This window comes from Pelagerythrobacter marinus (assembly GCF_009827515.1).
In the GTDB taxonomy this organism is placed as follows: domain Bacteria; phylum Pseudomonadota; class Alphaproteobacteria; order Sphingomonadales; family Sphingomonadaceae; genus Pelagerythrobacter; species Pelagerythrobacter marinus.
The window spans coordinates 1-11,121 of record NZ_WTYO01000008.1; the positions used below are offsets into that span (position 1 = coordinate 1).

The following is an 11,121-nucleotide window of genomic DNA, read 5'->3' on the forward strand; positions in this document are numbered from 1 at the left end:
CGTTGTCGCTGACGATCATGCCGGGCTTGCCACGCTGGGCGATCAGCTCGGTCAGCTCGCGAACGACACGGCGACCAGAGATCGAGGTATCCGGCACCGCTGCGAGACACTCCCTCGTCACGTCATCGACGACGTTGAGCACGCGGAACCGCCTGCCAGACGCCATCTGATCGTGAACGAAGTCGAGGCTCCAGCGCTGGTTCGGTAAGGCGAGCACCGGAGCAGGTGCCCTCGTGCCGACTGCGCGCCTGCGGCTGCGTCGACGCCTCACCGCCAAGCCTTCCTCCTTGTAGAGCCTCTGGGTCTTCTTCCGGTTGATCATGATCCCCTCCCGACGCAGCAGGATATGCAGACGGCGATAGCCGAACCGGCGACGCTGGTTGGCCAGCTCCCGCAGCTTCTCTCGCAGACCGGCATCATCGTCCCGGGTGGAACGGTAACGCACGCTCTTGCGATCGGCATCGATGACACGGCACGCCCGCCGCTCGCTCATCCCGTGGCATGCCTGAAGATGAGCGACAGCTTCCCGCTGCGCGGCGGGCGTCAGAACTTTTTTGCCAGAAGATCCTTCAGCGCAGCCTTGTCCAACATCGCATCGGCCAGCAACCGCTTGAGCTTGGCGTTCTCGCTCTCCAGCTCCTTGAGCCGCCGGGCATCGGATACCTCCAGCCCGCCATACTTCGACTTCCAGTTGTAGATCGTCGCTTCCGAAACCCCGTGTCGCCGGGCCAGGTCGGCGGTCTTCGCTCCCGCCTCCGCCTCCTTGAGCACGCCGATGATCTGCTCTTCTGAAAACCTCGTTCTCTTCATCTCGTCCGTCCTTCTGTCAGGGCCGGACTCTAATCCAACTTGGAGGAAAATCAGGGGGTCACGTCAGAGCTTCTGACGCTCGAGGATGCATTGAGCCGGACAGGCGTGGTCGGCGAAACTGCAGACCCCGAATTAAACCCGCGCATCGTCGGTCCGCGGGCGGAGGCCGAGGCAGCACAGGCGCTAGTCGGTCAGGCGCGGCTGCGGCCCAATCCTGAAGTATCGCTCGAGGTTGAGAACATCGCCGGTAGTGGTGCATTCTCGGGACTCAGCGCAACCGAATATACGCTTGCTGTCGGCCAGCAGCTCGAACTTGGAGGCAAGCGTGGCGCGCGCGTGGAGGCTGCACGGGCACAGGCGCAGCTGGCAGGCTTGCGAGCCGACCTCGCCGATGTCGAGCTCAGCTTTCTCGTTCGTGAGCGCTACGTTGCGGCAGTTGCGGCTGCCTCGCGTGTCGCACTCGCTCGCGATGTGGTTGAGCGGAACGAAGAACTCGCCCGCATAGCCGGTGTGCTGGTCGAAGTGGGCCGCGAACCGCCTCTACGCGCATTGCGCGCAGAAGCGGCCCTGGCGGAAGCACGTGCCGAGCTTCAAGCGGCGCAAGCAGCCAGTCTCGCGGCGCGCACGGCGCTCGCCTCGCTTTGGAGCGACCAGGAAGCGCCGCCGCTCGTTCCGACCGACTTTCCCGAAATCGTGCCTCCGGGCATCGTAATGGCCTCGGCGACGGGGCTGCAATTACAAGTAGCGCGAGCCGAAAGCACCGCCGCAGCCGCCGAGATCGATCGTGAGCGCAGCTTGCGCATTCCCGATCCTGTCGTATCCGCCGGTGTTCGCCGCTTTGAGGAAAGCAACGACAGTGCCTTTCTTGTCGGCGTCTCGATACCGCTTCCTTTCCGCAATCGGAACCAGGGTAACATCGCTGCTGCCGAGGCTAGGCTGCGGGCCGCCAATGCCCGCGAGGCAGTTGCGCTCGCTGACTTCGAACAGTCCATAACCCGCGCTCGTGCCGAATATCTTGCCGCCGAAGCGCGCGTCGAGACACTTTCCACGACATCACTCCCCCAGGCTGAAGAGGCGCTGCGGCTTGTTCGCATCGGGTATCGCAACGGTCGCTTTCCGCTGATCGAGGTGTTGAGCGCAGCCGAAGCGCGTGACGCCATACGCGAGGCGTTGATCGCCGCGCAGCAAGACCGGGGACAAGCTGCCGCCGAACTGATCAGGCTGGCCGCACAATGAGGAACCTCCCAATGAACCGCAGAAAACTGGCGATCGTCGCCGGAATCGTCATACTCGCCGCGGCACTGCTATTATTGCTGTGGCCTGACTATCAAGCTGATCCTCTTGCAGAAAACGAAGCCGCCGAAACTGAATTGCCAGAAGGCCTCGTTCTGATCGACGAAGAACAGATCCGCACGGCAGAGATCGAGGTCGCCGCAGTGCAGGCCGGTGCTGCAGTCGAACTGGTCTTCCCAGCGACCGTTGCGGCGAGCCCGACCGCAAGTGCAAGAATCGATGCGCGCGCTTCGGGCGTCGTCCGCAGCGTTGGCAAGACGCTTGGCGACTATGTCCGCAAAGGCGAGACTGTTGCACGGATCGAAAGCGCCGATGCGGCGGCACTCGCTTCCCAGCTTAGTTCCGCCCGCGCCCGCGTGACCGAGCTTTCGGCAGCCTATGAGCGGGAGCGTCGTCTTTTTGAAGCTAACGTGACAGCGCGCCAAGATCTCGAAGCGGCGCGCGCCAATCTTGACGTTGCCCGTGCCGAATTGAACCGTGCGCAGGCTGCTGTCGCTGCAGCGGGTGTAAGTGGTGATGGACGTTCGCTTGCGGTGACGAGTCCACTCTCGGGCCGCGTCACCGCTGCCCCGATCGTGCTCGGCTCGTTCGTCGATGCCGGTGAAGAACTCTACCGCGTGGTCAATCCGAACGGCCTTCAGGTAGAAGTTGCGCTGCCTTCCGAAGATGCCGCGCGCATTCAGCCTGGCGATGAAGCCGCGGTGATCGTGGGGGATGGCCGCGAGATCGGCGCACGTGTCCGATCGGTCACGCCTTCGCTCGATCCGGAGAGCCGCAGTGCCACCGCCGTGCTCAGTCTCACACGCGCTGTTCCCGGCCTCCAGCCCGGTTCGTTTCTCCAGGTACGCATTCGCCCGTCAGGCGAAGTCGACCAGAGCCGCATCACGGTTCCAGAGGACGCCGTGCAAGTGCTCGAAGGGCGCGATGTCGTTTTCGTGCGCACACAGCGCGGGTTCCAGGCGCGTGAAGTGGCCACAGGCAGCCGGTCCGCCGGAATGGTGACGATACTGTCCGGTCTTGAGCCGGGGCAACAGATCGCGACCGACAATGCCTTTCTGCTGAAGGCCGAACTCGAAAAGGAGAACGTCGAAGATGACGACTGATCATGTATCGACGCCTTCGGATGAGGGCAGCCACCGCCATGGCCTGATCGGGATGGTGCTGGATATCGCCGTGCGTTTTCGCTGGGCGATCATCGCTCTAACCATACTTGCTGCGATCTACGGCGCGCTCAATTTGTTGCGTTTGCCGATCGATGCGGTGCCTGACATCACCAATACGCAGGTCCAGATCAACACCACCGCGCCTGCGCTCTCGCCTTCGCAGGTCGAGACGCAAGTAACTTTTCCCATCGAGACCGGATTGGCCGGGATTGAGGGATTGGAGATGACTCGCTCGATCTCGCGCAATGGCTTCAGCCAGGTCACCGCTATCTTCGAGGAAGGGACCGATCTCTATTTCGCGCGGAGCCAGGTAAACGAGCGTCTTGCACCAATCGGTGCTTCGCTGCCTGAGGGAGCGGAGCCCACCATGGGGCCGATTTCCACCGGCCTTGGCGAAGTGCTGATGTATACGATCGAGTATGAGCACCCCGGTGGCAAGGGTGCGACCACTGGCGGCCGGACAGGCTGGCAGTCCGATGGCAGCTTTATCACCGAACGTGGCGACCGCCTCGAAAGCGATGTCGCCAAGGCGGCCTATCTGCGCACTGTGCAGGACTGGGTCGTCGCACCGCTGATGCGTTCAGTCGACGGCGTCGCCGGGGTGGACTCAATCGGAGGCTTTGAAAAGCAATTCCTTGTTCAACCCGATCCGGCCCGTTTGACCGGCTACGGTTTGTCCTTCGACTCTCTGATCGATGCGCTCGAGGCGGCCAATCTGGCGGCCGGTGCCAATTTCGTCGACCGCGCAGACGAGGCTCTGCTTGTAAGGGTCGATGCGCGGCTTGGCGGGATCGCGGATATCGAGCAAGCAGTCGTCGCCACCCGCGAAGGTGTGCCTATCCGTATAGGTGATGTCGCCGATGTCGAGATCGGTGGCGACCTGCGAACAGGCGCCGCATCGTTAAACGGCGAAGAAGCCGTGGTCGGAACGGTTCTGATGCGCAGCGGTGAGAACAGCCGCACGGTATCGGCTCAGGCAGCCGAACGACTTGAAGAAGTCCGTGACTCGCTCCCTGCGGGGGTAGAGGCCGATATCGTCTATAACCGGTCGTCTCTTGTCGATGCGACCATAGCCACAGTCGAGAAAAACCTGCTCGAAGGCGCGCTGCTGGTCATTGCGGTGCTATTCCTCCTACTTGGCAACATCCGCGCCGCGATCATAACGGCACTGGTTATCCCAGTCTCCATGCTGATGGCAGCGGTCGGTATGAACCGGCTCGGCGTGTCGGGCAATCTGATGAGTCTCGGAGCGCTCGACTTCGGCCTTATCGTCGATGGCGCGGTGATCATTGTCGAGAACAGCGTCGCACGTCTCGCGGCGCGACAACACCGGGAGGGGCGACTTCTCACCTTGGGCGAGCGGCTCACCGAAACACGCCTTGCGGCGCAGGAAATGATCAAGCCGACCGTCTACGGGCAGGCGATCATCTTCCTCGTCTTCGCCCCGCTGCTCACTTTTACCGGAGTCGAAGGCAAGACGTTCTCGCCAATGGCGATCACGATGATGCTCGCGCTGGCGTCGGCCTTCGTGCTTTCGCTGACCTTCGTTCCGGCGATGATCGCGGTCCTGCTCAACAAGAAGCTCACCGAAAAGGAGGTGAAGCCCATTCGCTGGTCGAAGGAGCGTTATGGCCCAGCGGTTCGCAAGGCCATTGCGCGGCCTTGGCCGGTTATCGGCACCGGTTTCGGCATCTTCGCGGTTGCAGCTGTCGCCTTTAGTCTTCTGGGGAGTGAATTCACTCCACAGCTCGACGAAAGGGATCTCCTAGTCCAGTCGATCCGCATTCCTTCGACCCCCATCGAACGCTCGGTCGAAATGCAAAGACGGGTTGAAGACCGGCTCGTTGGTTTTCCTGAAGTTGAACTGGTTTTTTCGAAAACCGGTACCGCAGAAGTGGCGAGCGATCCCATGCCGCCAAATATCTCGGATGCCTTCGTCATACTTCGCCCGCGGGACGAATGGCCCGACCCCTCCAAGAGCAAAGAAGAGCTCATATCAGAAATAGAGGAGGAGCTCGGCGGTTTAGTTGGAAATCTGTATGAATTCACCCAACCTATCGAAATGCGCTTCAACGAATTGATTGCCGGTAGCCGCAGCGATCTGGCCGTTAAGATCTATGGCAACGATCTGGCGCAATTGACAGCCGCAGCTGATGACGTGGCCGGTGTTTTGCGGCAGGTCGAAGGTGCGGCAGACGTTCGCGTTCAACAAGTTACCGGCTTTCCCACACTCGACATCGCTTTCGATCGTCCGGTCATCGCACGATATGGGCTAACCGTCGAAGACGTGGCTCAGTCGGTCGCCATTGCGCTAGGCGGACGGCCTGCGGGTCTGGTGTTCGAAGGCGATCGGCGGTTCGACGTCGTCGTGCGTTTGCAAGATGCCACCCGAAACGATTTCGACCAGCTCGGCGCTCTCCCGATCGTCCTTGAAAACGGCGTGACGGTTCCGCTGCGAACATTGGCTGATTTCGAAGTGGTTGATGGCCTCGCCGAGGTCCGCCGTGAACAAGGGCGGCGGCTGGTGATCGTCTCGGCCAACGTGCGCGAACGCGATCTCGGGTCCTTCGTCCAAGAAGCACAGGCCGGGGTCGAAGCGCAGGTTGATCTGCCACCTGCATCTTTCATCGAATGGGGCGGCCAGTATCAGAACCTTCAAGAAGCACAGGCAAGGCTTGCGATCGTGGTGCCCATCTGTTTCGCTATGGTCCTCCTGCTCCTTTATCTGGCGCTTGGCGGATGGATCCCGGCCCTCGCGGTGTTTAGCGCCATTCCTATGGCGCTTGCAGGAGGCGTGTTCGCTCTGGTGCTGAGGGGCATGCCCTTCTCGGTCTCTACCGCGGTCGGGTTCATTGCACTCTCAGGTGTGGCGGTGCTCAACGGTCTCGTCATGATGACCGCGATCCGGCAGCGTCTCGAGAGAGGAATGCCGCTCGACGAAGCTATTGCCGATGGCGCGCTTGCACGTCTGCGACCGGTGTTGATGACGGCGCTGGTGGCTTCGCTCGGCTTCGTGCCTATGGCACTCGCTACCGGAACCGGGGCCGAGGTGCAACGTCCACTGGCGACGGTGGTGATCGGTGGGCTGATCACGGCAACCGCGCTGACGCTGTTCGTTCTTCCTGCAATAGCGCGGCTTGTGCTGCACCGTTCTGATGACGAGCGCAGCTGGCGCGAGAAATGGTGGGACCGTCTGCGGCGCAACGTAACGCGCGAGGAGCGGCGGGAATTAAAAAATGTAACATGACCGTACAGAGTTGGAGACGTCGAATGTTGGAAATTACCGAAGACAAACCATCGACCGGACTACAAGTCGGAGGAACATCTGAAAGTTTTGACCAAGACCTTTTTGTGGGTCGGTTCACGCCGGCTGCTGCCAAAGTTTCATGCCGGAGCGGAGGGAGTACCACATGAGCGGCGAAGGAGAAGTTGAGCTCGACTCGGCCGATAAGCGACGTACACTTTGGATCGTTTTATGGCTCAATGTGGCGATCGCTATAGGTTTTTTCATTGTTGGATATTTTGCTGATTCCAACGGATTGCTTGCAAACGGCTTGGACAATTCGTCCGACGCGATAGTCTATCTGTTAAGCCTTCTGGCACTAACCCGTTCTCGAACCTGGAAGCGCGGTGCCGCGCGCTTTTCTGGTATCATGCTCCTCATCTTCGCTGGCGGCGTCATCGCCGATGCTTTCCGACGCTTTGTGGAAGGCTCCGATCCGGGCGGCGTCATGATGATGGTGATGGCGGCGGTGGCCGGCGTGGTGAATCTCGTCTGCCTGCGAATGCTTCAGAACATGAAGAAGAAGGACGTCAATCTGCGCGCTGCCACGACCTTTAGCTTCAACGATTTCATCTCTAACGGCGGGATCATCATTGCGGGCATCATCGTCATGCTTACCGGCGCGAACTGGCCCGATCTTGTCGTGGGTGTCGCCGTTGCGGGTATCGCGCTTTACGGCGGCATCGACATTTTGCGAGATGCGCATAAGGATCGCCATGACGAAGAGGGTACCGAGCACCGCAAGGGCGACGAATTTGGCAGATAACCGGCCAAGGTGGTTATATTTGCGACGCGTTTGACATCCGGCTGCGAACCCTTGGTTATCTACATTGCTGATGCAGTCGGAACCCAAGCCTCCGCTATAAGAGGCGACGCCGGACAGAAATCTCAGAACGGGATAGCTTCTACGCCCCACAGGTGGCCGACATGCGCGGAACTAACACTCGGAATGCCTCGTTTCCACCATTGAAAGCTCGATTACGAATGAGGAGATAAGCCATGAAAGCCCAAGATGTAATGACAGCTAACCCCGCATGCTGCAGTCCATCGAGCACCGTGCAAGAGGCAGCTTCATTGATGGTCGATAATGATTGCGGCGAAATCCCCGTTGTCGATGATTCCGGTGCGTTGGTGGGCGTGGTGACCGACAGGGACATCGCCTGCCGCTGTGTTGCCAAAGGCAATTCCTCCGACCAACGCGTTGAGGAGGTGATGACATCATCACCTGTTACTGTCACCGCCGATGCAAGCGTCGACGAATGCTGCACCAAGATGGAAGACAATCAGGTTCGGCGGCTTCCGGTGGTCGATGACGAAGGCAAATGCTGCGGCATCGTTGCGCAGGCCGATATCGCCAGAAGCGCAGCTGAGAAGGAAACGGGTGACCTCGTGCGCGAGGTATCCGAAGCTAGTTCGGAGCCAGCTTCGGCGGGATGCTGCTAGTCGCAAAAGACTATTTATTTTACGCGCTTAAAGCGGACGGGGCGATCTGATCGGTCCCCGTCCGCAATCGCTCGTTACTTGCCAATCGCCTCGCCCCCGACTATCCCGGGCCGGTGAAGTTCATTCGTACCTTGACCTTGATCCTGTCCGTCGTCAGAACATTTGGCGCAGATCGCTGCGTAAATTAGCGGAGTGTGGGCCTCGTTCTGGGGTTGATATTAAGCGGCGAGCCTGCGGTGCTGCAAGCGCCGATGTTCGATGGTCTGTCGCTTGATCCTTTCGCGCTGTTTGATGATGGCGGGTGCCTTGCCGAGGTAGGTATCGGCGGGTGTCACGTTGTCGAGGCTCTCGTGGTAGCGGCGGTGATTGTAATGTTCGACGAACGCCTCGATCTCCTGCTCGAGATCGCCGGGCAGGAAGTAGTTTTCGAGAAGGATGCGGTTTTTCAGGGTCTGGTGCCAACGTTCGATCTTGCCCTGGGTTTGCGGATGGAACGGGGCGCCGCGCACATGGGTCATCTTCTGGGCCTCGATATATTCCGCCAGCTCGCCCGCGATGTACTGGGACCGTTGTCGCTGAGCAGCCTGGGCTTGTGCAACACGGTGGCGCTGTCGCAGCCCGAAGCCGCAAGAGCGAGGTCCAGCGAGTCGGTGACGTCGCTGGCGCACATGGTGGAGCACAGGCGCCAGGCGATGATGTAGCGGGAGTAATCGTCGAGCACGGTCGACAGATACATCCAGCCCCACCCGATGATTTTGAAGTAGGTAAAATCGGTCTGCCACATCTCGTTCGGGCGTGTGGTCTGCGTGTGGAACGCCTCGGCCGCCTTGATCACGACATAGGCCGGGCTGGTGATCAGATCGTGGGCCTTGAGCAGGCGGTAGACCGTGGCTTCCGACACGAAGTAGCGCTTCTCGTCGGTGAAGCGCACGGCCAGTTCGCGCGGTGACAACTCGGTCTGCTCCAGCGCCATCTCGATGATCTGGCCGCGGATATCGTCCTCGATCCGGTTCCATACCCGGCTCGGCGCCGATGGCCGATCCTCCAGCGCCTCCGGCCCGCCTTCGCGGTAGCGGTCATACCAGCGGTAGAAGGTCCGGCGGGCGATGCCGAGCCCGTCCAGCGTGCGTTTGGCAGGCAGGTGCGACTGCTCGACGATCCTGATGATCTCGAGCTTCTCGGATGCTGGGTATCTCATGCGTCGTCGTCCCCATCCGCGATCATGCTTTTTTTAAGCAGGCGGTTCTCGATAGTGAGATCGGCCACGCATTCCTTCAGGTCGCGCGCCTCGCGGCGCAGGCCCTTCACTTCGTCCGTCGTGGCGGCACGGGCGGTGTCGCCCGCCAAGCGACGCTTGCCGGCTTCCATGAACTCCTTCGACCAGGTGTAATACAGGCTCTGCGCGATACCTTCCCGTCGGCACAGCTCGGCAATGCTGTCATCGCCGCGCAGGCCATCGAGCACGATCCGGATCTTGTCCTCGGCCGAGAAATGCCGGCGGGTCTGGCGCCGGATGTTCTTCACCACCTGTGCCGCAGGAGCCTTGGCTGGCGATTTTGCATTGGAGGATTTGGGCTTCATCTTCGTTCCTTCGTCACTACGACGAAGCCCAAATCCTCCTTAAATCACAACCTCAAATCTGTGCCATTGGTGCTGACGGCGGACAGCGGGGATCGTATCTACGTCAATGGCACGCAAAACGCGGTGTTTGACGCTCGGACCGGTCAGTTACGCTTGCGGATCCTCAATGGATCGAACGCACGCTTCTACGATTTCTCGCTGTCCGGTGGTCAGACCATGGAGCTCATCGCGAGCGATAGCGGCTTGCTGGATCGCCCGCATGCGGTCCGCTCGCTCAGGCTCGCACCGGGTGAGCGGGCGCAGATCCTCGTCGATCTTTCCGAAGGGCGCCCACTCAGCCTTGTGGCGACCAGTCCGGACAATTCGATGGGCATGATGGGAGGCGACGGCGGCGGTATGATGGGAGGCGGTATGGGCCGACGGCGCGACGATGCCCGGATGGACGAGCCGTTCCGCGCCCTCGATATCAGGCCCGCCGGCTCCTCGCCGCGAAGGATTCTTCCGCCGCAGCTTGCCGCGCTCCCAGCACTCAACCCTTCACTTGCAGTGCGAACCCGGCGGTTCGTGCTCGATATGGGAATGAGGGGCGGCGGGATGTCTATAAATGGTGCCAACATGGACATGAATGTCATCAACCAGCGGGTGCCCGTCGACCAGTGGGAGATTTGGGAGATCGCCAATGCCTCGATGATGGCCCATCCCTTTCATATCCATAATGCGCAGTTTCGCGTGATCGATCGCGGCGGCCGCACGCCGCCGCCGCTGGAAACGGGATTCAAGGATACGGTCGTCGTCAATCCGCGCGAGCAGGTGCGCGTGCTCCTGCGCTTCGCGGAACATAACGATCCGGACCTGCCTTACATGTATCACTGCCACATTCTCGAACATGAGGACGCAGGCATGATGGGACAGTTCGTCGTGGTGAAGAGCTAGAAAGGAGTTCGCATGAGCAAGGAGGACAGCGTTATTAAGGGCACAGCGAACGATCCGGTCTGCGGTATGCGCGTTACGGTCGAGGGCGCCAAACAGAGGCCCGCCACGAGGGCTCTGAGCATTATTTCTGTTCATCGCGCTGTCTCGACAAATTCGAGATTGATCCCGAGCTTTATCTCTCACGAGCGCATCTCGACGCGGTGGAGGACTTGCCGACCGGCATGATTTACACCTGCCCGATGCATCCCGAGATACGTTCAACGGAGGGCCATTCGGAGAGGTATTTTATTGAATAGCGCCCCGATCCACGAACAGCCATAGCAATCGATATCGACAATCTCTTCGATACGTCAAACCAACGGGAACGGTTGATGTTTTTTCCGAGCTGTGCCCGGATCAACCGCTAGAGAGTTTCGTGAGCGAAACCGCCATCTGAACTTCGGCATCACGTTGAAGCGCAGCTTCGGCAGCGCCAACACCCCCACCAAGCAGTGTACGCCTCGAGCTTCTAACTCCAAGACGGGTCTCCCTTAAGGGTGTCCGCTTTCGGGCGATTGCGATTAGTTCCCAAATGCCCGGATGGAGGGCGCGAAGCTGCTGTTGCGTGAAATGCAA

Annotated in this window: 6 protein-coding genes and 3 pseudogenes; 7 read left to right on the forward strand and 2 right to left on the reverse strand. The window is 60.3% G+C overall.

The window, feature by feature from the left end:
• Nucleotides 1-810 (reverse strand): annotated as a pseudogene (locus tag GRI72_RS13585) (IS3-like element ISEli1 family transposase); the annotation flags it as partial.
• Nucleotides 811-849: 39 nt separating this feature from the next.
• Between GRI72_RS13585 and GRI72_RS13590 the strand changes: the two are divergent.
• The 5 genes from GRI72_RS13590 (at nucleotide 850) to GRI72_RS13610 (ending at nucleotide 7,992) form a co-directional block, all read left to right on the forward strand.
• A complete protein-coding gene (locus GRI72_RS13590; RefSeq protein WP_202389129.1) occupies nucleotides 850-2,046 on the forward strand; it encodes a TolC family protein in 1,197 nt (398 codons plus the stop codon).
• A gap of 11 nt (nucleotides 2,047-2,057) precedes the next feature.
• Complete coding sequence (locus GRI72_RS13595) at nucleotides 2,058-3,206, forward strand: efflux RND transporter periplasmic adaptor subunit (RefSeq protein WP_160734463.1); 1,149 nt, start codon at nucleotides 2,058-2,060, stop codon at nucleotides 3,204-3,206.
• A gap of 43 nt (nucleotides 3,207-3,249) precedes the next feature.
• Nucleotides 3,250-6,513 (forward strand): efflux RND transporter permease subunit, encoded by a 3,264-nt coding sequence (locus tag GRI72_RS13600; protein ID WP_160734513.1) that lies wholly within the window; start codon nucleotides 3,250-3,252, stop codon nucleotides 6,511-6,513.
• A gap of 163 nt (nucleotides 6,514-6,676) precedes the next feature.
• Nucleotides 6,677-7,315 carry a cation diffusion facilitator family transporter gene (locus GRI72_RS13605; protein ID WP_160734464.1) on the forward strand — a complete coding sequence of 213 codons (639 nt, stop codon included), beginning with the start codon at nucleotides 6,677-6,679 and terminating at the stop codon, nucleotides 7,313-7,315.
• Between the two features lie 233 nt (nucleotides 7,316-7,548).
• Nucleotides 7,549-7,992, forward strand: coding sequence for a CBS domain-containing protein (locus GRI72_RS13610; protein ID WP_067468590.1), 444 nt, complete (start codon nucleotides 7,549-7,551; stop codon nucleotides 7,990-7,992).
• Nucleotides 7,993-8,210: 218 nt separating this feature from the next.
• Here the strand turns inward: GRI72_RS13610 and GRI72_RS13615 are convergent.
• Nucleotides 8,211-9,573 (reverse strand): annotated as a pseudogene (locus tag GRI72_RS13615) (IS3 family transposase).
• Nucleotides 9,574-9,642: 69 nt separating this feature from the next.
• Here GRI72_RS13615 and GRI72_RS13620 point away from each other — a divergent pair.
• On the forward strand, nucleotides 9,643-10,506 hold the full coding sequence (locus GRI72_RS13620; protein ID WP_238474068.1) for a multicopper oxidase family protein: 864 nt from the start codon (nucleotides 9,643-9,645) through the stop codon (nucleotides 10,504-10,506).
• A gap of 12 nt (nucleotides 10,507-10,518) precedes the next feature.
• Nucleotides 10,519-10,763, forward strand: a pseudogene (locus tag GRI72_RS13625) (YHS domain-containing protein); the annotation flags it as partial.
• Between the last annotated feature and the right edge of the window lie 358 nt (nucleotides 10,764-11,121).

Bases quoted from the DNA above. Each gene is read 5' to 3' on its own strand.
- GRI72_RS13605 (WP_160734464.1), top strand. From the start codon at position 6,677: ATGAGCGGCGAAGGAGAAGTTGAGCTCGACTCGGCCGATAAGCGACGT.
- GRI72_RS13610 (WP_067468590.1), top strand. From the start codon at position 7,549: ATGAAAGCCCAAGATGTAATGACAGCTAACCCCGCATGCTGCAGTCCA.
- GRI72_RS13595 (WP_160734463.1), top strand. From the start codon at position 2,058: ATGAACCGCAGAAAACTGGCGATCGTCGCCGGAATCGTCATACTCGCC.